Source organism: Stenotrophomonas sp. JAI102 (assembly GCF_013409105.1).
In the GTDB taxonomy this organism is placed as follows: domain Bacteria; phylum Pseudomonadota; class Gammaproteobacteria; order Xanthomonadales; family Xanthomonadaceae; genus Stenotrophomonas; species Stenotrophomonas maltophilia_AA.
On sequence record NZ_JACCCI010000001.1, the window covers coordinates 867,094 to 890,905 of the forward strand.

Annotated in this window: 23 protein-coding genes and 1 pseudogene; 11 read left to right on the plus strand and 13 right to left on the minus strand. The window is 66.8% G+C overall.

The window, feature by feature from the left end:
* Window positions 1–201 precede the first annotated feature (201 nt).
* Window positions 202–1,149, minus strand: a pseudogene (pip, locus tag HDC96_RS04040) (prolyl aminopeptidase).
* Between the two features lie 200 nt (window positions 1,150–1,349).
* Here pip and HDC96_RS18430 point away from each other — a divergent pair.
* A complete protein-coding gene (locus tag HDC96_RS18430) occupies window positions 1,350–1,811 on the plus strand; it encodes a prepilin-type N-terminal cleavage/methylation domain-containing protein (protein WP_179459606.1) in 462 nt (153 codons plus the stop codon).
* 62 nt (window positions 1,812–1,873) lie between these two features.
* On the opposite strand, the gene HDC96_RS04050 is transcribed toward HDC96_RS18430, so the two are convergent.
* From HDC96_RS04050 to HDC96_RS04060, 3 genes are read right to left on the minus strand one after another with little or no spacing between them, the layout of a single operon-like run.
* The gene (locus HDC96_RS04050; protein WP_179458850.1) at window positions 1,874–2,125 is read right to left on the minus strand and encodes a hypothetical protein; all 252 of its coding nucleotides are present in this window, start codon (window positions 2,123–2,125) and stop codon (window positions 1,874–1,876) included.
* Window positions 2,122–3,468 carry a TFIIB-type zinc ribbon-containing protein gene (locus HDC96_RS04055; RefSeq protein ID WP_179458851.1) on the minus strand — a complete coding sequence of 449 codons (1,347 nt, stop codon included), beginning with the start codon at window positions 3,466–3,468 and terminating at the stop codon, window positions 2,122–2,124. Before HDC96_RS04055 ends, HDC96_RS04050 begins: the two co-directional genes overlap by 4 nt.
* Before the next feature lie 21 nt (window positions 3,469–3,489).
* Window positions 3,490–4,629: an SPFH domain-containing protein gene (locus HDC96_RS04060; RefSeq protein ID WP_179458852.1), complete on the minus strand. Its 1,140-nt coding sequence runs from the start codon at window positions 4,627–4,629 to the stop codon at window positions 3,490–3,492.
* Between the two features lie 198 nt (window positions 4,630–4,827).
* Here HDC96_RS04060 and HDC96_RS04065 point away from each other — a divergent pair, with 198 nt between their 5' ends.
* Together HDC96_RS04065 and HDC96_RS04070 are read left to right on the plus strand one after the other, a co-directional pair.
* On the plus strand, window positions 4,828–5,454 hold the full coding sequence (locus HDC96_RS04065) for a sigma-70 family RNA polymerase sigma factor (protein WP_179459607.1): 627 nt from the start codon (window positions 4,828–4,830) through the stop codon (window positions 5,452–5,454).
* Complete coding sequence (locus HDC96_RS04070; protein ID WP_179458853.1) at window positions 5,451–6,125, plus strand: ChrR family anti-sigma-E factor; 675 nt, start codon at window positions 5,451–5,453, stop codon at window positions 6,123–6,125. Before HDC96_RS04065 ends, HDC96_RS04070 begins: the two co-directional genes overlap by 4 nt.
* Before the next feature lie 12 nt (window positions 6,126–6,137).
* On the opposite strand, the gene HDC96_RS04075 is transcribed toward HDC96_RS04070, so the two are convergent.
* The 4 genes from HDC96_RS04075 to HDC96_RS04090 all read right to left on the minus strand — a co-directional run bounded on the left by HDC96_RS04075 (window position 6,138) and on the right by HDC96_RS04090 (window position 10,191).
* Window positions 6,138–7,925, minus strand: a complete 1,788-nt coding sequence (locus HDC96_RS04075) for a bifunctional diguanylate cyclase/phosphodiesterase (RefSeq protein ID WP_257018583.1) — start codon at window positions 7,923–7,925, stop codon at window positions 6,138–6,140.
* A 37-nt stretch (window positions 7,926–7,962) separates the two neighbouring features.
* The gene (locus HDC96_RS04080) at window positions 7,963–9,549 is read right to left on the minus strand and encodes an SDR family oxidoreductase (RefSeq protein ID WP_179458854.1); all 1,587 of its coding nucleotides are present in this window, start codon (window positions 9,547–9,549) and stop codon (window positions 7,963–7,965) included.
* 189 nt (window positions 9,550–9,738) lie between these two features.
* Window positions 9,739–9,933 carry a hypothetical protein gene (locus HDC96_RS04085; protein WP_179458855.1) on the minus strand — a complete coding sequence of 65 codons (195 nt, stop codon included), beginning with the start codon at window positions 9,931–9,933 and terminating at the stop codon, window positions 9,739–9,741.
* 6 nt (window positions 9,934–9,939) lie between these two features.
* On the minus strand, window positions 9,940–10,191 hold the full coding sequence (locus HDC96_RS04090; RefSeq protein WP_179458856.1) for a hypothetical protein: 252 nt from the start codon (window positions 10,189–10,191) through the stop codon (window positions 9,940–9,942).
* A 182-nt stretch (window positions 10,192–10,373) separates the two neighbouring features.
* On the opposite strand from HDC96_RS04090, the gene HDC96_RS04095 reads away from it, so the two are divergent.
* From HDC96_RS04095 to HDC96_RS04115, 5 genes are all read left to right on the plus strand, one after another.
* The gene (locus HDC96_RS04095) at window positions 10,374–10,919 is read left to right on the plus strand and encodes a sugar dehydrogenase complex small subunit (RefSeq protein ID WP_179458857.1); all 546 of its coding nucleotides are present in this window, start codon (window positions 10,374–10,376) and stop codon (window positions 10,917–10,919) included.
* 47 nt (window positions 10,920–10,966) lie between these two features.
* Window positions 10,967–12,607, plus strand: coding sequence for a GMC family oxidoreductase (locus HDC96_RS04100; RefSeq protein WP_179458858.1), 1,641 nt, complete (start codon window positions 10,967–10,969; stop codon window positions 12,605–12,607).
* The gene (locus tag HDC96_RS04105) at window positions 12,604–14,001 is read left to right on the plus strand and encodes a c-type cytochrome (protein ID WP_179458859.1); all 1,398 of its coding nucleotides are present in this window, start codon (window positions 12,604–12,606) and stop codon (window positions 13,999–14,001) included. Before HDC96_RS04100 ends, HDC96_RS04105 begins: the two co-directional genes overlap by 4 nt.
* The gene (locus HDC96_RS04110) at window positions 13,998–15,269 is read left to right on the plus strand and encodes a carbohydrate porin (RefSeq protein ID WP_179458860.1); all 1,272 of its coding nucleotides are present in this window, start codon (window positions 13,998–14,000) and stop codon (window positions 15,267–15,269) included. The genes HDC96_RS04105 and HDC96_RS04110 overlap by 4 nt, the downstream gene beginning before the upstream one ends.
* A 132-nt stretch (window positions 15,270–15,401) precedes the next feature.
* On the plus strand, window positions 15,402–15,986 hold the full coding sequence (locus HDC96_RS04115; RefSeq protein ID WP_179458861.1) for a hypothetical protein: 585 nt from the start codon (window positions 15,402–15,404) through the stop codon (window positions 15,984–15,986).
* Here HDC96_RS04115 and HDC96_RS04120 read toward each other — a convergent pair.
* On the minus strand, window positions 15,954–16,364 hold the full coding sequence (locus tag HDC96_RS04120; protein WP_179458862.1) for a response regulator: 411 nt from the start codon (window positions 16,362–16,364) through the stop codon (window positions 15,954–15,956). The genes HDC96_RS04115 and HDC96_RS04120 overlap by 33 nt on opposite strands.
* 166 nt (window positions 16,365–16,530) lie before the next feature.
* On the opposite strand from HDC96_RS04120, the gene HDC96_RS04125 reads away from it, so the two are divergent.
* Window positions 16,531–16,887, plus strand: a complete 357-nt coding sequence (locus HDC96_RS04125; RefSeq protein ID WP_179458863.1) for a YkgJ family cysteine cluster protein — start codon at window positions 16,531–16,533, stop codon at window positions 16,885–16,887.
* A 28-nt stretch (window positions 16,888–16,915) separates the two neighbouring features.
* Here the strand turns inward: HDC96_RS04125 and HDC96_RS04130 are convergent, their stop codons facing one another.
* The 4 genes from HDC96_RS04130 to HDC96_RS04145 are packed head-to-tail and all read right to left on the minus strand — an operon-like array spanning window position 16,916 to window position 21,570.
* Window positions 16,916–18,028 carry an ABC transporter permease gene (locus HDC96_RS04130; RefSeq protein WP_179458864.1) on the minus strand — a complete coding sequence of 371 codons (1,113 nt, stop codon included), beginning with the start codon at window positions 18,026–18,028 and terminating at the stop codon, window positions 16,916–16,918.
* Window positions 18,025–19,212 (minus strand): ABC transporter permease, encoded by a 1,188-nt coding sequence (locus HDC96_RS04135; protein WP_179458865.1) that lies wholly within the window; start codon window positions 19,210–19,212, stop codon window positions 18,025–18,027. Before HDC96_RS04135 ends, HDC96_RS04130 begins: the two co-directional genes overlap by 4 nt.
* Window positions 19,209–20,225, minus strand: a complete 1,017-nt coding sequence (locus HDC96_RS04140; RefSeq protein WP_179458866.1) for an efflux RND transporter periplasmic adaptor subunit — start codon at window positions 20,223–20,225, stop codon at window positions 19,209–19,211. The genes HDC96_RS04135 and HDC96_RS04140 overlap by 4 nt, the downstream gene beginning before the upstream one ends.
* Window positions 20,218–21,570 carry a TolC family protein gene (locus HDC96_RS04145; protein ID WP_218842080.1) on the minus strand — a complete coding sequence of 451 codons (1,353 nt, stop codon included), beginning with the start codon at window positions 21,568–21,570 and terminating at the stop codon, window positions 20,218–20,220. The genes HDC96_RS04140 and HDC96_RS04145 overlap by 8 nt, the downstream gene beginning before the upstream one ends.
* A gap of 335 nt (window positions 21,571–21,905) precedes the next feature.
* Between HDC96_RS04145 and HDC96_RS18320 the strand changes: the two genes are divergently transcribed.
* Together HDC96_RS18320 and HDC96_RS04155 are read left to right on the plus strand one after the other, a co-directional pair.
* Window positions 21,906–22,826, plus strand: a complete 921-nt coding sequence (locus tag HDC96_RS18320) for a hypothetical protein (RefSeq protein WP_179458868.1) — start codon at window positions 21,906–21,908, stop codon at window positions 22,824–22,826.
* Window positions 22,823–23,728, plus strand: coding sequence for a LysR substrate-binding domain-containing protein (locus HDC96_RS04155; RefSeq protein WP_179458869.1), 906 nt, complete (start codon window positions 22,823–22,825; stop codon window positions 23,726–23,728). Before HDC96_RS18320 ends, HDC96_RS04155 begins: the two co-directional genes overlap by 4 nt.
* The last annotated feature ends 84 nt before the right edge of the window (window positions 23,729–23,812 follow it).

The window sequence follows — 23,812 nt, forward strand, 5'->3', positions numbered from 1 at the left end:
GGGGGGTATCCACGCGGCTGGGCTAGGCAGCCGGCGCCGTGGCACGACAGCAGGACGCCAAGCGTAGGCCGGAGGTGATGCCCCGTCTCTCGCGAATTGGGCGGTGCTCGTCGCGATTAGGACATGGCCACGTCGTCGGCAACAGGCTCAGCACGATCTGCCGGAACCGCACGTCGCTGACGCCGATGTACAGGCGGGTCCTTACTGACGGTCGGCAAACGCATCCGTCGCGCGCACCAGCGCATCGGCCGTTGCCGGTTCCATCGCGCTGTGGCCGGAGACCACCATCTGCAGCGAGGCCTCCGGCCAGGCACAGGCCAGGTCCCACGCGCTGCGCGCCGGGCAGATGATGTCGTAGCGGCCCTGCACGATCACCCCCGGCAGATGCCGGATGCGGTCGACATCACGCAGCAGCTGCCCATGATCGAGGAAGGCGTGGTTACGGAAGTAGTGTGCCTCGATGCGCGCCTTGGCGAGCGTGTGCAGCGGGTCATCCCCGGAGACGGCATCGACGTCGTGCACCAGAGTCGCGGCGTGATCCTCCCAGCCGAGCCAGGCCTGCGCCGCGGCGATGCGGGTCGCCTGGTCGGGGCTGTCCAGTCGGCGCCAGTAGGCCTCGATCATGTCGCCGCGCTCGTCTTCGGGGATATGCGCTTCGTAGCGCGCCCAGCGCTCCGGGAACACCCAGCGCGCACCGCCGTCGGCCTCGGCGAACCAGCGGTTTTCCTCGGCACGGCCGAGATACACGCCCCGCACGATCACGCCCGTCGCGCGGTCCGGATGGGCCTGCGCATAGGCCAGGGCCAACGTCGATCCCCACGAGCCGCCGAAGACCAGCCAGCGCTCGATGCCGAGCAGGGCGCGGATGACCTCGACGTCGGCCACCAGGTGCTGGGTTGTGTTGTCACGCAGCTCACCGAACGGCGTGGAGCGGCCGCTGCCGCGCTGGTCGATCAGCACGATGCGATAGCGCGCCGGATCGAAGAAGCGCCGATGGACCGGCGATACGCCTGCACCCGGGCCCCCATGCAGGAACACCACCGGGATGCCGTCCGGGGTGCCGCATTCCTAGACATGCAGCGTATGCAGCGCATCCACCGCGATGCGGTGCTCGGCGTAAGGGGTGGCTGTCGGATACAGGGTGCGCATGGTGCGGATCTCGGTGGCAGGTCAATGTGAGGATAGCCCCCGCTGTTGTCATCGTCATGTGCGCGTTTGCAAGAACTTGCAAACGCGCAATGAGTGATGCCTTTTCCAAGTTCTTGCATGGTGGCTGCTGCATCCAGGTGGTCTTCTGTTCGTCACCGGATCACCACATCAAATGCGGCCAAGGAAGCGTAGAAACCATGATGAGATTCTCCGTCCGCAGCAGGTCAGGAGCCGGCGGCGCGCACGGCTTCACCTTGGTGGAGTTGATGATCGTGGTCGCGATCATCGCCACTCTCGCGGCGATTGCCCTTCCCGCGTACAAGAACTACATCGCCCGCGCACGGGTCACCGCCATGGTGGCGGAGCTTTCCCGCGCCAAAGCGGCCGCGGTGTTATTGGTAGCCGAAGCAGATGGCGGGCAGCCTCCCTCTGATATCCCGCCCGCAGCATTGGGTTTGCAGGAATCGAGCGAACTATGCGAGAGAATCCACGTCACTACTTACACGAGGGGCCTGAGGATAGGTTGTAATTATGGACGTTCCGGAGTTGTCCATATGTACTACCAGAGCGAAGAGGGGTGGACATGTTTTGTCGACAACTTCGATCTAAGGGGCTGGGCGCCGGAAGGCTGCCGTCATTACAACCTCCCCCCCGATCCGTAACCAAGGTCACCGATAGAGCACGCCTTCGCCGTCCATCTTCGCGGCAGTGGGCGTGCTCGCGCTCAACTGCTGTCGCGCTGCACCCGTGTCCGATACGCACCCACGTTGTCCCCCCGGATGCGCCGTTCCTGCGTCCCCGTCACGGTATCGACCTTCCGGTCGGCGCCCGTCACCGGCTTGGCTTCGATGGTCGTTTCATGCTCGAACGCATGCGACTTGTCGGTGTTGCGGTAGTACCGGTACAACGCCCAGTACAACGCCGTCGCACCGGCCGGGCCGGCGGCAAGCAACCAGAGTCCACTGTCATCGCTCATGAGGCAGCTACCAGGAAGAAGAGAACGAGGGCTTCAATGATCGTGCCGGTGGTGAGCGCCGCCAGCAGCAGCTTCCACTGCTGCACGGGCACGCTGCCCATGGTTTCACCGGTGCGGCCATTCACCGCGATGTAGTGCAGCATGCCGCCGTTGCGGCCCGGCTGGTGATACGAATAAAGCCACACGGGCAGGTACATCGACACCCAGCGGGTACCGTGCACATCCACGCGTTCGCGCTCCCAGCGCACACCGCGATCGTAGCGGCGCACCGAGCCCTCGACCTGCGCGCGCGCGATCGACAGCAGCTGATCTTCCAGGCGCGGCCGCAGCTTCTCCACGTCGAGATTGCGTTTTTCGGAGGTGAAGCCCGCCAGATAGGAGGCGTTCCACTTCAGGGCGTTCTTGGTGTCGAACGGCAGGATTGCGTTGATGATGTTGTTGGTGTTGGCCTGCGTATCCAGGTTGCCGCGTTCGGCCGAGGATTCCATGGTGAGATCGTCCACGGTGAAATCCACCTGGCGATCCACCTGGTAGACATCGGCGTCGTAGTAGGTCTGCTTGTTCTTCTCGGTGCCCCGCGTGTACTGCCGGGTCTGGATTTCGCCCTTGCCGGACACGCTGGCGCTGACGTTGCTGTCCACGATCATGTAGGGCAGGTAGACGCCGGTGACGTTCTCCGGCGTGAACTGGTCCTTGAACGCCTTGAGCGCGAACAGGCGGCGCTTGTCCACGAACTGGCGGATGCGGGCGACCGCGTCGTCCTTGCTGATGTGGAACGGCAGCACCGCATCGGGCACCGCACCATTGGAAATCTGCTCGTTGACCCCGAACACATGGCGGCACCAGTGGCAGCGCGCCGTCATCGTGCTCTCGGTGTTGATGGTGACTTCGGCACCGCAGCCGGTGCATTTGAAGCTCATCAGGCTGGCGGTATCGGCCTCGATGTCGCGCGCACCCGAGGCCACCACCGTGCCGCGCAGCTTGCTAATGCCTTCGCCGAACCCGAAGGCTTCCTCCACGCGGTCGCCATGCCATTCGTGACGGCAGAACTGGCAGACCAGCACGTCGCTGCCCAGCTTCAATCGGATATCGCTGGAGCCGCACTTCGGGCAGCGGTTGAGGCCGTCCTTGAGCTCGGCCGCCGAGGTATCCAGCGCGACCGGGTCGGGCGCCTGCACTTCATCGCGGATGGGCTGGGGCAGGGTCTCCGGGTCCAGCGGAAAACTGCCGGGCAGGGGCGGCACATCCCGGGGCGAGCCCGGGCCGGTGACCGGTGCCGCCGGGGAAGGCGGCAACGGCGGCGGAACCGCCGGGATCGGCGGTGGGATCTTGGGGTCGGACATGGTGTCGGTGCGCTCGGTGTCTTACAGCCCCAGCGCCTTGGCCTTGAGCGTGTCGTAGTCGTCCTGGGTGATCAGGCCGAGGTCCAGCATCTCCTTGGCCTTCTTCAGCTTGGCGACCGGATCGTCCGCTGCCGGAGCGACCGGCTGCTGCATGCCACCGACCCCGAGCATGCCCGAGGCCATGCCGACGCCGACCAGGCCCGCCGCGCCGCCGTTCTCGCCGGCCGACTGGATGCCCTGGGCCACGCTGGCCTGCAGGTTGGAATTGCCGCGCGAGCCGGCCAGGGCATCGGCGCGCTGCACGGTCTTGAGCAGCTCGCGGGTGTTGGCGTCGTACTCGATCGAGACGATGGCGGTCTTGACGATGGCCAGGCCACGATCGGACTTCCACTGGTAGCCCTGCTCGACGGCAGCGGACAGGCTCTGCGCGAAGCCCAGCGAATCCTGCTGCAGCTTGGTGATGCGGTTGCCCTTGCCGGGATCGTTCGTATACAGGCTGAAGGCCGGGGCCAGCGAGCCGACCACTTCATTGAACAGCTGGCTGGCGGCGGCGTTGTCCAGATCGGTGAAATCGAACACCTGGCCCGGCTGCAGGTAGCTGGCCGGCACGAAGTTCTTCACGAACAGGATCGGATCGACGATCTTCAGCGTGTACGAGCCGCGCGTGACCGCGCCGACCTGGGTGCCGAGGAAGCCGTCATCCCAGTAGATCTCGGACTGCGTACCGAAGCGGTTGTCCGGCAGTTCCTTCAGAGAAACGAAGAAGGCCGCCTGCTGCGACCCCGGCTGGCCGCCGAACTTGAAGCGTTCCCAGCTTTGCTTGATCAACGGGCTGACGAAGCCGTCGCCGGCGAAGATCGACTGCGAATTGGCATCGTCCGAGCGCCATTCGTAGCCGCCCGGTTCGGCGACGAAGCCGGTGATCGCGCCGTCCTGGAACAGCAGCAGGCCGTAACCCTCAGGCACCACGATCTTCGAACCGTTGGTGATGATGTTCGAGGAGGCGCTGGTGTTCGAACCGCGGCCGGCATTGGTGCCGCGCTGCACGGCCGCGAACAGCGCTGCCGTGGAGGGCAGGCCGGTCGGCACGGTGTAGAAGTCCTTCCACTGGTCGGCCAGAACGCCACCGACTGCCCCTGCCACTGCCTGACGAAGACCCATGACCCGCTCCCTGTGATTCGTGGACGGGCACCGTGCCCGCCATGCTCGGCTGACTATATCAGCAGCCGGTGCGCCGGCAGGGGGTGGGGCAGGTCCGACCATGGGGCCTGGTCAGCTGGCGGTTGCATCCAAACTGCCCCGCTGCCCGTACAAGCCGCCATGAACCTCAAGTCGCCGATCGCCCGGAACTGGCCTACGATGGACGCCGACCCGTCTGCTGGAAGGATGACGCCTTTCGAGGCCGCCCGGATGATCGCCGTTCCCGCTCAACCCACCGCGGAGCTGAAGACCTGGGCTGCGGACGTGGCCGCGGTGGCCGGGGCGCGTGATCGCGAGTGCTTCCTGCGCATCTACGACCACTTCATGCCGCGGCTGTGCCGGTATCTCAACGGCCTGGGTGCGGCTGATGGCGTGGCGGAGGATCTGGCCCAGGAAGTGCTGCTCAAGCTGTGGAACCGCGCCGATCTTTACGATCCGTCGCGAAGCAGTCTGGGCACCTGGCTGTATCGGGTCGCCCGCAACCTCCACATTGATCGCGTCCGGCGAGAACACATATGGGTGCATGCCCATGAGGTGGTCGAGCAGGCCGCGGAACAGGATGATGGGCGCGGCTCCCAGGCCGAGCTGCATACCGAGCATGTCCGGCTCAAGCAACGGCTGGATGAACTTTCCGCCACCCAGGCACGGTTGATCCGGATGTCGTATTTCGAAGCAAAGACCCATTCGGAGATTGCCGAAGAGTTGAACATGCCGCTGGGTACGGTCAAATCGCACATCCGCCGGGCGTTCCTGCAGCTGCAGGCGCTGATGGGAGAGCAGCGGTGAACCCTCGCCACCATCTTGATCCTGCCACCGTACTTGGCTTTGCGACCAGCACATTGGCGCCGGAAATGTCCGTGGTTGCCGCCGCGCACCTGGAATCCTGCGCCCATTGCCGGGAGCAACTGCGCTCGGCCGAGCGCCTGGGCGGGCTGTTGATCGAACAGCAGTTGTCGCCGCCGTCCGAGGAACATCGCCAGGCAGCGCTGCGCGAGGCCATGCTCGGCAGGCTGGATGCGCAGGCCCTGCCGGCGGTACCGCGCGATGAGGTGGCGTGCAGCCCCCGCGCCGCCCACGATCCGGATCGTCTGCCCTCGGCGCTTGAGCCGCACTTCGGAACGTCCTACCGGTCGCTGAAATGGCGGTGGATGGCGCCGGGCGTGCACTGCATCCGCGCGCCGGACCTGCCGTCGCTGATCATGCTGAAGATAGCGCCCGGTAAATGCCTGCCCATGCACAGCCATGGCAACAGCGAGCTCACCCAGATTCTCCGGGGCGCGTACAACGACTCGCTGGGGCACTTCGCACCGGGCGACGTAGCTGACCTGGACAGCGAGGTGGAGCATCAGCCGGTGACGACCCCCGGGGTGGCGTGCATCTGCGTTTCAGCGCTGGATGCGCCGCTGGTCTTCAGTGGCTGGTTCGCCCGCAAGCTGCAGCAGGTGTTCAAGCTCTGACCGCCGCGGGAATCACGCGGCGGTGCCGGGCGGACCTTGACTGTCCGGCGGCTCGAATACCTGCATCAACAGGGCGGGCCGCATCGGCCGGCCGAGCAGGTATCCCTGGACCTCGTCGACCCCCATGTCTTCCAGCACGGCCAGTTGCGCGGGCTGCTCGACGCCTTCGGCGACGGTGACATAGCCAAGATCGTGGGCCAGGTGATGGATCGCGGACACTTTTGCGCGTGCCCGTGCATTGGTCGCCACGCCGTCGATCAACGACTTGTCCAGCTTTACGGTATCGATTGGAAGATCGGACAGGTAGCTGAAGTTGCTGTATCCACTGCCGAAGTCATCGATGGCGACCTTGATGCCTGCCTGCCCCATGGCGGTGATCTGCTCGACGGCCGGGGAGCCCGGGTGCAACCATTCCCCTTCGGTGATCTCGACCTCGATCATCGAAGACGGCAGTCGCCTGCGCTCAAGCTTGTCGCGGATCTCCCGCCACGCCGATGCGTTGGAGAGATAGCTGCTGGACAGGTTGATCGACACCGGGATGTCACACCCCTGGTTGCGCCAGGCCACGACCTGGTCCAGTGCGTTGTCCAGCACCCAGTCGGTGACCTCATCCATCAGCGCGGTCCGCTCAAACACGGGAATGAACTCCCCGGGCGGGATCGGCCCGAGGGTCGGGTGGGTCCAGCGGATCAACGCTTCGGCCGATACCGGGCGCCGGCCCGTCAGGGTGAAGCGGGGCTGATACTCCAGATGGAATTCGCCGGCCTGCAGGCCACGCTCTGCATCCGACGCGAGGCGGTACGCGCGGTGCATCGTCTCGTCGCGATGCTCGGAGTACCAGCACAACGGCTCCCGCGCGTCGAACGCCCCATGCATGCTGACCAGCAGCTTGCGGAGCAGGTCATGGCTGTCCCCGTCCTCCGGGTCAACCGCGCAGATCCCTGCGTGGAAGCGCGGCGACATCGGTACGGCTGCGGCCATCAGCGGGCGCAGCATCCGCGTCCGCAGCTCCAGGACCAGGCTCTCCACCTGCGCAGCGCTCGGCACCCTGACGATGAACGCAAAACGCGTCACCCCGACGTGATAGACCGTGGCCACATCCTCCAGCGCGGTGCGCAGACGCACGCCGGCGCGCCGGATCAGCGCTTCCAGGGGCCGCAGCCCCAGCACCTGGCCGACCTGGTTGGCGCGCGGGATGTCCAGGACATCGATCGCCACGGCATACGCCGTTCCCCGTTCGTATCGCGCAAGAATGCCGGGGAGATCCGCGTGGAACTGGTGGCGGCTCGGCAGGCCGCTGACCGGGTCCAGACGACCGGCCATGTTGCGCAGCTCCAGCTGCTCCATGACCAGCTGGGCCAGCGTGGCGAGCTGAGCCTGATCACGCGGGTCGAAGCTGCGGGGATGCACGTCCATGATGCACAGCGCACCGAGGGAAACCCCGTTCTTCGCCACGAGCGGCGCGCCTGCGTAGAAACGGAGGTGCGGGCTGTGGGTGACCAGCGGATTGTCACGGAAGCGGGGATCGGCCAGCAGGTCGGGCACGACCAGCAGGCCTTCGGAGGTCACGGCGTGGGCACAGATCGAGGACCGGATGTCGGTTTCGGCCATGGGCAAGCCGATCCGGGAGACGAAGCGCTGCTTGACGTCTCCCAGGATCGACACGAAGGCCACCGGTGCCCGAAAGGTGTAGCTGGCCAGCGCCGTGATCCGGTCCAGCGAGGGCAGCGCGCCGACGCCCTCGACCTGCATCGTGCTGCAGACCGCGCGTCGTTCGTCAGATGGAGAGGGGGGGCTCATTCCAGCGTATACGTGCAAAAAGGGCGCCCGGATGCGCTTACCAGTCGGTCGGCGCGTAATCCTTCAGGAACTGGCCCCAGACGTGCTCGCCGCTGTTGATGCCGTGGATGATCGGATCGACGATGCGTGCGGCGCCATCGACGATATCCAGCGGCGGGTGGAAGCGCTCTTCCTTGACCTTCTTGGCCGCGATATCCGCCGGATCCTCGTCGGTCACCCAGCCGGTGTCGACGCTGTTCATGTGGATGCCGTCGTTCTGGTAATCGGCCGCCGAGGTGCGCGTCATCATGTTCAGCGCCGCCTTGGCCATGTTGGTATGCGGGTGGCGGGTGGTCTTGAAGTTGCGGTAGAACTGCCCCTCCATCGCCGAGACGTTGACGATGTGCTTGTCGTGGCCGGGCGTGCGCAGCATCAGAGGCTTCAGCCGCGCATTGATGATGAACGGGGCGATTGCGTTGACCAGCTGGGTTTCCAGCAGCTCCACCGAGGGCACTTCGGCCATCAGCATGCGCCAGGAGTTGCGGCCGCGCAGATCGACCTGCTGCAGATCCTGATCCAGGCGACCGTCCGGGAACAGGTGCTGCTGGGCGACCAGCTCATCCTCCAGCAGCGGCACCTGGGACAGCTCGGCTGCCCGGGTCAGGCCATTGGCGGCGTTGAAGTCGCGGCCCTGGACCACCGGCAGCGCGGCCGACCCGGTGGTACCGAGCAGCTCGGCGCTGCGCAGCCCCTCGTAATCGCCGATCAGCCTGCGCAGCGTATCGGGCACCTCCTGCAGCGGAGCGGTCTCACCGGCCATCATGTGCGCGTAGAACTGCGGCGGACGACGCACGGTCTGGCAGGCGTTGTTGATGATGAAATCCAGGCGCGACCGCGTGGCCAGCAGCTCGTTGCAGAAGGCTTCCACGCTCGGCGTGTGGCGCAGGTCCAGGCCATAGACCTGCAGGCGGTGGCCCCACTCGGCGAAATCCGGCTCTTCGGCGTAACGCGCGGCCGAATCACGCGGGAAGCGCGTGGTGACGATCAGTTCCGCACCGGCACGCAGCAGCTTCAGGCCGGCCTGGTAGCCGATCTTGACCCGGCCGCCGGTCAGCAGCGCGACGCGGCCGGTGAGGTCGGCGGTCTCGGTGCGCTTGAAGAAGTTCAGCTCGGCACACGCCGGGCACATCTGGTCGTAGAAGTGATGCAGCTGGGTGAACTTCTGCTTGCAGACATAGCAGTGGCGCAGCTCGGGCGAATGCACCGGCTCCGGCGTGGCCGCGGCGTTCTCGCCGTTGGAAGCGTCGTGCAGACCCGCGGCGTGCGGCGGGAAATAGTTCGGGGTGCTGAACACCGGCTTGCGGCGCAGGGCGCGGATGCCGGTCTGCTCCAGCAATGCCTCGGCCTTGGCGACCTTTTCCTGATGACGCGCCTTGGCCTGTTGCTTCAGCTTCGCCCGGCGGGCCTTGGGCTCGGGGTGATAGACCTTGGCGACGACCTGGTGAAGGCGGACGCGGTCGGCTTCCGGCAGCGTATCGAGCACGCTGCGGTCGGCTTCGATGGCCTCCAGCAGGTCCAGCGCGGTGCGCAGGCGGTCGGTCAGGGGCAGGTCGTCATCGGCGAGGGGCAGGGCGGTGGTATTCAATTCGGATCCGGAAAAGCGGCAGGAAGGCAGGCATGGACGGCCGCGCAATGGCCGCCTGGGCGGGCATTCGCCGGCAGGCCGGGGCAGACGGTGGGCGGGTATTGTCCCTGATCCTGGGATTTGATGCCGGATCGGGTGTTCAGCGGCCGAAAACGCAGGCGCGCCCTGATCGGCCCACTGCCGGCGCGCTCAGCCGGCCGACAGCGAGGCCTGCAGCGCTGTCGCCAGTGCCGCATCACCGTTCACCAGTTCCGTCCACTTCAGGGTCAGACCGTTGCGCTTGCCCTTGGGCACCAGTTTCAAGCCCTCCGGGTCGATCGTGAGCGTGTAGCGCTCGTCGCCGATCTGGACTTCCCGGCGCAGTGGTTTATCGAGCGGCGTCATGACGTTCTACTGCTTCGGCGGCGATTCGCGCTTCGGCTCTGCCGGGGTCTGGGTGCCATGCCCGGAATCCTGCTCTTCGGAGGCTGCCGTTCCACTGCCGCCCCCGGGCACGTTACGCGCGGTATCGCCACCCGCAGGCGCCGTCGCCGCTGCAGGCTGCTCGATCGCGTCGGCATGTTGACCCTGATCGGTACGTTCGGCCTGGCCGCAGGCAGACAGCGCCATCGCCGCAAGGGCACTCAACAACACAGTTCGCATGGCAACGCTCCCGCAGTGATGACGAATCCGGTTTGTAGCGGTGTCGTCGTTGGCGATGCGTGATCAACCCGATGATCACTCTGTGATGACAATCGCATGGAGTACCCTCTCCGCCGTCGATGCTTAGCCGTTCCGTGGTCTACGGGCGGGGAGCCGGCGTGTTCCGGAACAGAGTTCACATCATGAGTATTCCCGAGGGATTGGACGAGAATCGGCGGGCGCACGGTCTCACACGAAGAGGCTTCCTGCTTGCGGTCGGTTCGGTTTCGTTGCTCGCGGCCTGCGGTGGGAAAGCGCCTCCCGCAACAACGCCTGCTGCGGCAGCACCTGCGGCCAAGTCCGATACCGCCTTCCTCGATCTCTCCCATGCCCTGACCGGCAAGACCGATCTGGACCCGGCCACGGCCGACCGGATCGAAAAGGCGTTTGCCCACCTTCAGCCCGAGCTGCATGCGCAGTTCCCCGCTCTGGTTACGCTGGCCGGGCAGGTGAGGGGTCCCACTGCACTGGTCGCCGCCGCCGGCGAGGCCAAGCCGGCAGCGCTGGCCATCATCACCGCGTGGTACACCGGCACCGTGGGCAAGGGCGTGCATGCCGTGACTGTCTCCTATCGCGATGCGCTGATGCAGCGATGCGTGGACGACGGCCTCTCCCCGCCGACCTACGTCCAGGGCGGACCCGCCTGGTGGACCGCCGCGCCCCCGGCCCCCATTCGAGCCCACGCATAAGCCTGCGCGGTTCTCTTTCTTTCTGTCATTGATCTGGAATTCCTCTCATGAAAGCTCCGGTTTTCCGTGATGGCGACGCCGATGCCGACGTCGTGATCGTCGGTTCGGGCGTCGTCGGTGCGTTGATCGCTCACCAGCTGGTGCGTGCCGGCAAATCCGTCCTGGTCCTGGAGGCCGGCCCGCGCTTGAACCGCTCCGATGTGGTCGAGAACTGGCGCAACGCCAGCTTCGAACGGCGCATCGGCAGCGACTTCCAGGGGCCGTACCCGCAATCGAAGTTCGCGACGGCACCGCTGTATTTTCCCGCCAACGATTACGTCGGCCTGACCGGCCCCGATGCCAGCAGCTTCCACCAGGGCTTCATCAAGGCGGTCGGTGGCACCACCTGGCACTGGGCGGCCTCCTGCTGGCGCCATCTCCCGGTCGACTTCAAGATGCAGTCCGCCTACGGTGTCGGCCGCGATTGGCCGATCAGCTACGAGGACATCGAGCCGTACTACTGCCGCGCTGAGGAGGCCATGGGTGTCTCCGGGCCGAACGACCCGGCGCAGCAGAGCCCCTCGGAACGCTCCAAGCCCTACCTGGCCGACATGATTCCGTGGGGCAACGGTGACAAGGTGTTCGCCGAGGTGGTCAATCCGCATGGCTACAACCTGGTGCCGATCCCGCAGGGGCGCATGATCAAGCCCTGGAACGATCGTCCTGCGTGCTGTGGCAACAACAACTGCCAGCCGATCTGCCCGATCGGGGCGATGTACAACGGCGTGCATACCGTCGAGGCCGCCGAGGCACTGGGCGCCAAGGTGCTGGCCGAAGCCGTGGCGTACAAAATCGACACCGACGCGCAGAACCGTGTCACTGCCATCCACTGGTATGACAGCGACAAGGTCAGCCACAAGGCTACCGGCCGCAGTTTCGTGATTGCCTGCAATGCCCTGGAGACGCCGCGCCTGCTGCTGCTCGCGGCCAACGAACAGAACCCGAACGGCATCGCCAACTCGTCCGACCAGGTCGGGCGCAACATGCTGGACCACTCTGGCTTCCACTGCTCGTTCATTGCGGATCGGCCGATCTGGCTGGGGCGCGGGCCGGCGCAGTCCAGCTGCATGGTCGGGCCGCGCGATGGCGCGTTCCGCTCCGAGTACTCGGCCACCAAGATCATCCTCAACAACATCAGCCGCGTGGCGATCGCCACCGACCAGGCGCTGAAGATGGGGCTGGCCGGTGAGGCGCTGGACGCCGAAATCCGCCGCCGCGCGATCTACGGGGTGGACCTGTCGATCAGCCTGGAGCCGTTGCCCGACCCGACCAACCGGCTGACGCTGTCCAAGACCCGTGTCGACGGCCACGGCCTGGCCTGCCCGGACATCCATTACTCGCTGGGCGATTACGCGCGCAAGGGGTACGACAAATCGTGCGAGCAGCTGCGGCACATCGGCACGCTGTTCAATGCGGAAGAGTTCGTGATCACCACGGCGCTCAACGCCAACAACCACATCATGGGCTCGACCATCATGGGCGCCGATCCGCGTGACTCGGTGGTCGATGGCGATTGCCGCGCGCATGACCACCCGAACCTGTGGCTGCCGGGCGGCAGCGCGATGGTCTCGGCCAGCGTGGTCAACAGCACCCTGACCATGGCCGCGCTGGCCCTGCGCGCGGCCGATGCCATCGAGCGTGCGGCATGAAGACCCTCCTGCTCATCACGATGACGCTGCTGGGTGGCCTCAGCCAGAGCGTGCGCGCCGACGATACGGTGGAGCGCGGGCGCTACCTGTCCGTGGCGGCGGACTGCGTGGCGTGCCATACCAGCCCGAAGCAGGGCAAACCGTATGCGGGCGGCTACGCGATCGCCTCGCCGCTGGGCGAGATCTGGGCCAGCAACATCACCCCGTCCAAGAGCCACGGCATCGGCAACTACAGTGAGGCCGATTTTGCCAAGGCGGTCCGCGAGGGCGTGCGCAAGGACGGTGCCCATCTGTATCCGGCGATGCCGTACACCTCGTATGCCAAGCTGACCGACGAGGACATCCACGCGCTGTACGTGTACTTCATGCAGGCGGTGGCGCCGGTCGATGAGGAAGCCCACGCGACCGAACTGCCATTCCCCTTCAGCGTCCGCTCGTCCATGGCGGTGTGGAATCTGCTTTTCCTCGACAAGAAACCCTTCCAGCCCGATCCCGCAAAAGACGCGCAGTGGAATCGCGGCGCGTATCTGGTGGAAGGGCTGGCGCACTGCTCGAGCTGCCACAGTCCGCGCGGATTGATGATGCAGGAAGTGGGCGACAAGGCGTTCGCCGGCGGCTCGCTGGGCGACTGGTATGCGCCGAACATCACCTCGCACCCGATCAGTGGCATCGGCGGCTGGACCGATGACGAGCTCGCCCAGTACCTGAAAACCGGCCGTGTGGCCGGCAAGGGACAGGCGGGCGGTGGCATGGCCGAGGCGGTGACCAACAGCCTCTCCAAACTGCGCGATGAGGACATCCGTGCCATCGTGACCTACCTGCGCACCGTGCCCGCGGTGGCGGACAAAGACGCCACCCGGGCTGCCTTTGCCTGGGGCGATGCCACCCGGACACCGGGCGAGCAGCCGGTGCGTGGCACGGACGCCCCCCTCGCGTCTGGTGCGGTGCTGTACTCCGGCCTCTGCGCAAGCTGCCACGGTTCGCGAGGCGAGGGCAGCCAGGACGGCTACTACCCGCCGCTGGTCCACAACAGCACCGTGGGCATGGCCCGTCCACAGAATCTCGTGGCCACCATCATCGGCGGCATCGACCGCGAAGTGAATGGCGAGCACGTGCTGATGCCGCATTTCTCGCAAGGCTCGTTCGTGCAGGCCTTGAGCGATGCCGACGTCGCGGCGGTCGCGAGCTACGTGCGGACGAGCTTCGGCCCCGGCGACCAGGTCACGGAAGCCCAGGTCGCGCTGATCCGCGACGGCGGCGAGAAGCCACTGCTGGCCAAGATCGCACGCCTGTGGCTGCCGCTGCTCATCCTGGGGCTTGCGGCCTTCATAGGGGTGATGCTGCTGCTGCGACGCGCCTGGAAAAAACGCACGCAGCGGAGGGCTTCGGCATGAAGCGCACGTCTCTCCTGGCCGGCCTCGCGCTGGCGGCATTCGCGGCCAGCGTCCCGGCGTGGGCAGCCGACCCGGACGCTTCCAAACCCAAGCCCGTCGACACCATTGCCCAGACGCCGCTCAGTGCCGACTGGGCGGCCCGGATCTGGCTGCAGGACCGCGGCGTGACGCCGAGCGCGCGCATCGTGATCGCCACGGGCGTCAACAGCGATGGCTACAAAGGGACCGGCTGGTCCACCGCCGAGCACGTCGATGTTGGCGCCCTGATCGATACCGGCAAGGCCTTCGGCTTCGACGGCACGATGCGCGTGGTGCTCTCCGACCGCTTCGGCAATGCGGTCAATGACCGTTCGACCGGCTCCTATGTGCAGAACCAGGCCTTCTATGGCCAAGGGCAGAACCTGCGCTTCAACGAGCTCTCCTATGAGCGGTGGCTGCTGGACAAGCGGCTGAGCCTGAAGGGTGGGTTCTCCTCGATGGGCAACGACTTCGGCGGCTTGCCGTACACCTGCAATTTCAACAACAACGGCCAATGCGGCCATCCGCTGGGGCCGATCTACAGTTCCGGCTGGCTGGACAACCCGACCGGCCAGTGGGGCCTGCGGGTGAAGTGGGCCGATCCCTCGGGCTGGTACGCGCAGACCGGCATCTACGATGTCGTTCCGCTGCGCAAGCAGGCCAACAGCGGGTTCCGCGTGTCCGATCGTGGCAAGACCGGCCTGTTCCTGCCCGTGGAAGTAGGCTACAGCCACGGCAATACCGGGGAGCATTACGGCGGCACCTACAAGGTCGGCTATTACCTGGACACGTCCAATGCCGACGACATCGGCAATCCGGCCGCACCGCGCGCGTCCCATCGCAGCGGCTCGTACATCCAGCTGGCGCAGCGCGTCCTGAAGCCCGAGGGCGACACGGTGCGCGGGCTGTCGGTGTTCGGGGTGGCGACACGTGCGGATGCAAGGACCGGCCTGATGCGGTACTCGTGGGAAGCCGGGCTGAGCTGGCGCGGCGTGGTGGCATCGCGGGAGGATGATGTCCTCAGCCTGGCGTGGACCCGGCTGGATATTTCCGATCGGCTTGCCCAGTACCAGCGCATCACCGGCAAGGACGTGCAGAGCAACGAGCAGTTCGTTGAACTGAACTATGGCGTGCAGGTCACGCCGTGGCTGATCCTGCGGCCCGCGGTGCAGTATGTCGCGCGCCCCGGGGCGTATGAAAGCCGTCCGGACAGCTGGGTGTTCACGCTGCAGGCGCAGGCGACGCTGTGAGGATCGAGGGCAGGGCGTCCGCGTTGCTGGCGCCCGGCCTCACGGCATCGCGGCGTGTCACCTTCGCGGTGTGCAGAACCGGCGGTGAGTGAGGGTCGCTACACTATGCGCCCACAGACAGGACCCTCCCCGTTGAATCCCCGCACTCTGACCTCCGCGCTGCTTCTGGCAGTCATCGGACTCGCCTTGGCACCAGCCACGCTGGCCTCGGACCCCGCCCGCACCTCGGTGCCCACCCGGACGCAGATCAATCAGGCGTTGAAGCTGGTGAACTGCAAGGCTGATCGCAAAGCCTTCCGGACGCTCGCGTTCGCCATGCGCGACGTTCAAGACAGTGGGGAAGCGAAGGCGGGCTGGCAACCGATCGCCACCGAAGGTGAGGGCGATGGCATGCCGCCGGGCGGCATGATGGGCGTCATCGCGGAAATGCGGCTGCCGGCCCCTGTGCGGGTCTTCGGACATGAGACCACCCGGTTGATCCTGTCGCGCATGTCCATCGTCGCGGCGTTCGATGATCCGGGCGTTGCCCGGGAACTCACCGGGACGCTGGAACTGGAGGGCCGGGGGGCAGAGGCACCGCCGGGCGGGATGCGAGTGCTCCATTCCGCGCCCGAGGAGCACGGTGATGGCATCGAGGTCATCGCGCTGGTAGCGGATCGGATCGAGAGCGATCCGTCGCCCATCTCAGTCGCCGGCTGCCTTTACACCACCCGATGACGCCGGCGGCCTGGCCAGTGCTTCCTCGACCCGTTGCTGCAGCGCCTTGACGTCGAACGGCTTGCTCACGAACGGCACCTGTTGATGCGCGCGTGGCACGACCTGGTAATACACCGCTGAGGCGAACAGGAAGGGCGTTCCAAGAGCCGCCAGGCGGTCTGCCACCGGAAACACCGGCCCGTCCCGGAGCTCGACATCCAGAATGGCGGCATCGAAGCGCTGGTGGGCGATGACGCTTAGCGCGTCGCTCACGGAATAGGCGGGAATCGCCGTATGACCCGACTCGTTCAGCACTTCGATGAACAGCCGGGAGAGCTCGATCTCGTCTTCGACGACCAGTACGGTGCGACCAGCAGAAGCAACAGCAGAACGGTTCATGGGGGTGGGGGCGGAGAAGGAGAGGGCATGGTCTGCCTTCGGGTGTCAACGACGGGCCAAGGCCGTTTTCCTGTTTGTTGACACGGGTCCGGCCGGTGCCTGATGCGTACCCAGGGTGCCACGGTTGTAAAATGACCTCCCGTTGACGCCGCCGAGGCCCACCCCGATGCCCTATACCAACCGCGACGCGATACAGCGGTTGCGCGAGCAGATTCCCTCGTTCCGCTGCGTGGTGGGGTGCCACGACTGCTGTGGCCCGGTCACCGCCTCCAGCGAGGAAGTGGCGCGCCTGCCGGTCAAGAGCGATGCCGAGCATGCCGCCGCGCTGGCCGAGCTGAGCTGCCCGTATCTGGGCAGGAACGGCTGCGAGGTCTACGAAGAGCGGCCGTTGATCTGCCGCATGTTCGGCACCACGCCGACGCTTCGCTGCCCCAATGGCCAGCGGCCGGTATACATGCTGGACGAGGCGGTCGAGAACGAGATCCATCAGTTCCTGCGCAGTACCCGGCAGGTCCTGATCTAGCCGGCAGCGGAACCGGGCGCGCACCCCGTCAGTTTGATCTGCGTGCGCCGAGGCGCCACACCGCCAGGCCGCCATACAGGATCAGCAGCACCACCAGCGTCCCTAGTTCGTGGCTGACTTCGCCCAGGCTCGCATCCATCTGGTTCAGGCGCACCATCAGGTTGATGCCGGGCGTGGTGGGCAGCAGGTGGGCCAGCGCGACCAGCGCAGGCGGCGAGGTGACCGCCGGCCAGGACAGGTTGGCCAGGAAGAACAGCGGGATCGAGCAGGCGATGACCACCTGGAACGCACGCTCGCGGGTGGCGAAGAAGCTGCCGACGAACAGTCCGAACGCCACGGTGGCGGCGATGAACACCGTGCCCCCCAGCAACTGGCCGATGGGATTGCCGCCGCGCGGATAGTCCTGCACCCAGGCGGTGAATCCCGCGTAGTAGAGCAGCCCGAGCAGGCCGATCGTGCCGAAGCCCACCGCCATGCCGGCCAGCGTCGGCAGGTCGAAGCGCAGGCGGCGGCCCAGCGCCAGTCGACGGGCGCCAAGCAGCACGCCGATGCCCATGAGCAGGGTCTGGTGCACGATCAGTTCAGCCACGCCGGGCACGATGGCACTGCCGTAGCCCTCCTGGGTGTTGAACAGCGGGCGCTGCACCAGGGTGATCGGCGGCGCCTGGGGTGCGCCCATGAACGCCGCCTGCGACACCGCCGCCTCGCGGGCGAAGGCGGTCAGGGCATCGGCCACGCCGCCCAGTACCCAGCTGGCGCGGCCCAGGTATGCCCCGTTGCCCATCAGCACCAGATAGCCATGGCCGCCGCGCAGGATGTCGCGTTCGAGGTTGGCTGGGATCAGCAGGATGCCCTCGGCCCGGCCGGCCTCCATCGCTTCGCGCGCCTGGTCGACGCTGGCCGGCTGGTCGACGATGCGGACCGTGCGCAGGGCATCGACCCGGCGCAGCAGTTCCCGGCTGGTGGCGCTCTGGTCATGGTCGACCACCACGATCGGCAGGTTGCTGGCCACCTGATGGCGGTAGGCGGCGGGGTAGAAGAACGAGTACAGCACCACCGCGCCCACCATCAGCACCACCGCATAGCGGTCGGTGAGTACCGTGCGCAGGGTCAAGCGCAGGCTGGCGGCGAATCGGTTCATGCGCCGGCCTCGTTCCGCGCAGCCGGCGGTAGCGGATCGGGGCTGCGGGCGGCGGCGATCAAGCGCCAGCCACCGATGCCGCCGGCCACGAGCACCATCAGCAGCAGGGTGCCCAACGGCCACAGCGAAACGCTCCAGGGCGCGCCGACGAATTGTTGCTGGGTCTGCAGCTTGACGTAAGCGGTGAGCGGCAGCAGCACGTTCCAGATCCGGGTGAACAACGGCGCGTCCACCACCGGGAAGGTGGCGCCCGAGAATGCCAAGGCCGTGCCGATGCTCAGGCCGATCGCGGAGAGGGAGGTGCCCATGTCGCGGGTGAGCCCGACAAACAGCAGCGCCACCGCCGCACAGGCGAGATAGAACAGCGGCTGGGCCAGCATCAGCAGCAGCGCGCTGCCGGCGATGCCGTCGCCGCGGAGCAGGGCCAGGTAGAGCACGCCCAGCGCACCGTAGAGCGAGAACAGCGCGACATACGGCGCGATCTTGCCGGCGATGGCCGCCCACGGTGCGGCGCCCAGCCAGTCGCGCAGGTGACCGTCACGGACCTCGCGGCCGAGGCTGGCCGCCACGGCAAGCGCGAGCCCCAGCGAGAGGACCGCAGGGAACAGCAACGGCAGCAGGAACAGCTCATAGCTGCGTGCCGGGTTGTGCAGGATGTCCGACTGCACCGCGATCGGCGGCGCGCGCAGCGTGGCCGGCCCGACCTGTTTGGCGATGCGCTCGCCCAGCAACCGCGCATTCCAGGCGCTGACCGCTTCAACGATATCGCGCACGGCCGACTGGCCGGTGGTGAGGTAGGTGGCGTTGTAGTACGCGAACACCGTGCCCTGGCGGCCGCGCAGCGCATCACGTGTCGCATCGCGCGGGACCAGGACCACCGCGAATACCTCCAGTCGGCGTATCTGTGATTGCGCATCGGCCAGGCTGGACGGCTGGCTGGCCACGCGCACGCCGGGGCTGGCATCGAGCATCCGCGTCAGCTGGCGGCTCTCGGCACTGCGGTCGAGGTCGACCACCGCGATCGGAATATCACGCATCACCGAGGCGGCGAACAGCCAGGCCATCACACCCAGCATCAGCGCCGGCAGCAGGGTGACCAGCAGCAGGTCGGCGCGGTCCCGACGCAGGTGGTGCAGTTCGCGCTGCAGCGAGGCGGTCAGCCCCGCCCACACCGGACGGTTCATCCCTGCGGCCACGCGAACAACACGCTCATCCCCGGCCGGAAGCCTTCGATACGCGCGACCGGGCGCAGCCGGATCTCGAAGCTGCGCACGTCATAGCCGGAGGATTGGCGGGTGGCGCGCCAGGTGGCGTAGTCGCCGGCCGGATTGATGAAATACACCTCGAACTCAGCGTCGCGATCCAGTGCGGGGACGTTGCCGCGCAGCCGGCTGCCCACCTTCAGGCCGCGCATCTGCGACTCACGCAGGTTCACCGAGACCCACATGTGATCGATGTCGACCAGGGTGAACACCGGGTAGCCGGCCGGCACCAGCTCGCCGATGTCGGACATGCGTTTGTTGATCTCGCCCGCCACCGGTGCGCGGCCGTTGACCTCGTCGCGGGCGACGTTGACTTCGGCCACCGCGCCTTGTGCCTGGCGCACCTGGCCCTGCGCGGCGCGCTTGTCCTGGTCGCGGGCACCCGCCAGCGCCTGGTCGTACTGCGCACGCGCCGCATTGGACAGCTCGCGCGAACTGCGCGCCTGGGCCAGGGCTTCGTCACGTTTCTGCCGTGTCATCACCCCTTCGTTGAACAGGTTCTGCACCCGCTGATAGGTGGCGTCGCCGAGGGTGGCACCGGCCTCGGCGCGTTTCCAGTTGGCCTGCGCGGCGCGGATATCCTCGCTGCGGGCGCCTTCGTCGGCCTTGTCGGCCACGGCGCGCGCCGCGTCCAGCGCGCCATGCGCCTGCTCTTCCTTGGCGGCCACTTCCGGGCTGTCCAGCACGAACAGGACCTGGCCGGCCTTGACCCGGTCGCCCTCGCGCACCTTCAGTTCGGCAAGCCGCGCGGTGATCTTGGCGGCGACGTTGACAGTGTCGGCGTCGGCCATGCCCTGCAACTGTTCGGCCGGGGTACGCCAGGCCAGCCACAGGCCGACCACCACCACGATCGCCAGCACGAGCACGATGAGGATGCCGAGCTTGCGCTTCTTCGGCGGCGGCGCGTCGGCCGGTGCCTGCAATGTGTCATTCATGCGCGATCACCTCGTCGCCGCGGCGGCGGAATTCTTCATATCGATCCATCTGTCCACTGATCTCCAGCAGCTGTGCCAGTGCCACGTCATACTGATAGGCCGCCTGCGCGCGTTCCACCTGCGCGCCGCCCAGTCCCAAGCGTGCATCGATCACGTCCAGCGAGGTCGCCTGGCCTTCGCGGAACGCCAGCTCCTGCAGGCGCAGGTTCTCACGGTTCTGTTCGATGCTGCTGTCCAGCAGCAGGTACTGCTGGCGTGCGGTGTCCAGTTCGTACCAGGCCTTGCGGACGCCGAGCGTCACCTGGTTCTCGGCCTCGCGCAGGCCGGCTTCGGCCTGCTCCTGCTGCGCGCGGGCGGCGCTGATCTGCGCGGGACGCGAACTGGGCGACAGGAAGGTGTACTTGAGGCCGATGCCGAACGCCCAGTCCGGATCGGTCAGCATTTCATCGCGACGACGGAAATCGTACTGGCCGAACAGGAAGACGGTGGGCTTGAGCTTGGCCTGCTGCACCCGCACGCCTTGCTCGGCCTGGGCCACCAGGGCACGCAGCCGCGCGATCTGGGGTTGCCGGGCCTGCGCGTCGCGTTCGAACGTGGGCAGCGCACCGATCGGCGCCCGGTGCACAAACAGGGGCGACAGTGGCCGGACTTCGCCGCCACTGCGGAGCAGGGTGGCCAGCGCCGCCTTCAGCGTCTGAAGATCATTCAGCGACTTCTGGTACTCGCGCTCGGCCTTGTCGCGGGCCACGTTGGCCTGCAGGCGCTGGGCACGGGTGGCGAAGCCTTCGCGCTCCAGTTTCAGGGCATCGTCGAGGTGACGCTGCAGGCCGTCGCGCACGTCACGGCGCACGTCCACTGCCTGTTCCGCCAGGCGCTGGCCGAAATAGGCCTGGGCCAATTGCACGCTCAAGGATTGCCGTTGCGATTCGCGCTCGGCGCTGGCCTGGTCGGTGGCACCTGCTGCGGCCTGTTGGGCGGCAGGGATCAGGCCACCGGTGTACAGCGGCAGGACCGCGGTCACCACCGGACGGGTCCGCCAATCGCGCTCGGTGAACTGCAGGGGCGAGTCGATGCCGAAGGCCTCGGCGACGGGGGCCAGCGAGCCGAGGGGCAGGGTCAGGGTCTTCTGGAACTGCAGGCGACGCACTTCCCCGGTGATCTCCGGCAGGCGCAGCAGGCGGGTGGCGTCCTGCAGGTCCTGTTTGTTGCGCACCGAGGCGTCCGCCGCGGCGAGGGCATCGGCCACCTGTTCCAGCCGCTGCTGGGATTGCTGCCAGTCCAGGGCGGGAATGGCGGCGTCGCCCGGTGCGACCTGGGCGACGGCAAGAGCACTGCAGAGCAGCAGGGGGAGACTGGTAAGTCCTTTTAAAGCGCGCGTTGGCGGCCAGTGCCGGCTCACGAGGGGGCAGCTCCGTGGGGTGTGACGGCAAGAGGGTAGTGTGCGTCGCGTGAAGTGCGGGTCTTCACGCGGGCACCTTCGAAGGACATCTACGTGGCGGCAGGCAGGACGATTCCTGCGGCGGGCGCGCAGGAGTACCGGCGCTGGAATGCGGTGATGATGCAGCTGCGCACGGTGGGTGTGTCGCTCGATTACAGCTTCTGATCGAGCGGCCGGGGCGGTGCGGCACCGGAGCAGATATGCTTGCACGGGTCCGCCCCACACCCGCAGGCCGCAGCGCGATGAGCTTCAGACTGGATTCCCTCCTGCGTTCTGCCGCACTGCTGGTGTGTGCGGCGCCGCTGTTGACGGGATGTGCCCGGACCCACCGGGAAACCGTGCTGTCCTCGGACACGTTGAAGGTCGTGGCCGTGACCGAAAGCCGGCTGGACATCAACGTCAGCCGGTATCAGCAGTACACGACGTACGTGCTGTACGTGGACGGCAACAGGCTGTCCGATCAAGGATTCTCGGCGCTCCTGCAGGATCCTGACGCGGCGGGCGATCAGTTCGTGCATACCGATGCCGTGGTGCTGGACGAAGACGCGGTGTTGATCGCCTCGCATAACCGTGACGGGTCACGCTGCTGGACGACGCGGCTTGCCGCACGCAATGGCACGCCGACACTGGACACGATCATGAAAGGGACGGCCGACTGCAGCATCCGCCCGGCCGCTCCGGGCTGGCGGGCACTTTACAGAGACCCCGGCGATCTGACCCTGGTCCGTGAACGACCCTTCCAGGTCCATCCCATCGCGGGGTACTGGTACGCGCTGTGGATCGACGGCGACACCGTCGCCCTGTACCGGAAGGACCGGGATCATGAGCGCCTGGTCGTCAGGCTGGCACGGATTTCTTCGGATACCCCGCTCGCCGAGCAGACCCTGCCGATGCAGACCTATGCGGAACCCGACCTCCTGCATGCCTCGCCCGAGCAGCGACGGCAATGGCTGTTCGACAACTTCACGGTCTCCACGGGCGCCTCTCCCTCGATCGCGCTGCGTTCGGACCATCGACTCGACACGATCACGCCCGAGGTATGGGCGGAGTATCAGGCGATCGAGCGGCAGAACAAGGAACTGGATGCCCAGGCACGTGCCACCGGGGACGCCTGGATCGAGGCCCAGCGCCGGGAGCTGATGGAAGCAGAGACGTCGAAGTGATCGAGACCCGTCTGCTTCAACAGTTCATCGCCGTGGCCGAGGAGCTGCATTTCAATCGCGCGGCCGAGCGGCTGCACATGGCGCAGCCGCCACTGAGTCAGGCCATCCGGAAGCTCGAGGGCCTCGTCGGCGCGCCGTTGTTCGAACGGACCCATCGCAGCGTGGCGTTGACCCCCGCCGGCGTGGCCTTCCTTGAAACCGCCCGGCGCACCGTGCAGTCCCTGGAAGAGGGCATCGCGCAGACGCGCCGGGTCGCACAGGGCATCGAAGGTCACCTCACCCTGACCTTCATCAACATCGCCCCGTATGTCCCTCTGCTGCGCGTGCTTCGCACGTTTCGACAGGCCAACCCCGGCATCACCTTCACGATGCGGGAGGCCACTACCCAGGAGCAGATCAACGCGCTGGAGCAGGGCAGGGCGGACATCGCCTTCATGCGGGCACCGGGAACGACGACACCGCACCTGCGCCTGGCCGCGGTGCTGAACGAGCCCATCTGCATTGCGCTGCCCGTTGGTCATCGCCTTGAAGCCAGCCCGGCCGTCGACCTGGCCTCTCTCAGGGACGAGGCGTTCGTTGCGTCGCCGAGGACACTGGGCAAGGGCTTTCACGACCGGCTCCTCAGCCTGTGCCAGGGTGCCGGGTTCGTGCCCGACATCGTGCAGCACGGCCGACAGATGCAGACCTTGATCGCCCTGGTGGCCGCCGGGTTCGGCATCGCACTGCTGCCCGCCTCGCTGGCGACAGACGGACGTCCGGATGTTGTGTTCCGTCCGCTCCAGGTCGATGCGCCCGAAGCCATGGCACGGTTGGACCTGTTCATGGCATGGAACGAGAACCGCGCCTCTGCGATCCGCGACCGGCTGATCGACGCCGTGCTGCAGGTGTTGCCATCGCGTTGAAGCGGTGAGACGCGCCGCATCTTGCCGCGGTATGCAGACGGTCCTTCACCCACATCCCAGCAGGCACTAGTCTTCGGCAGCTCC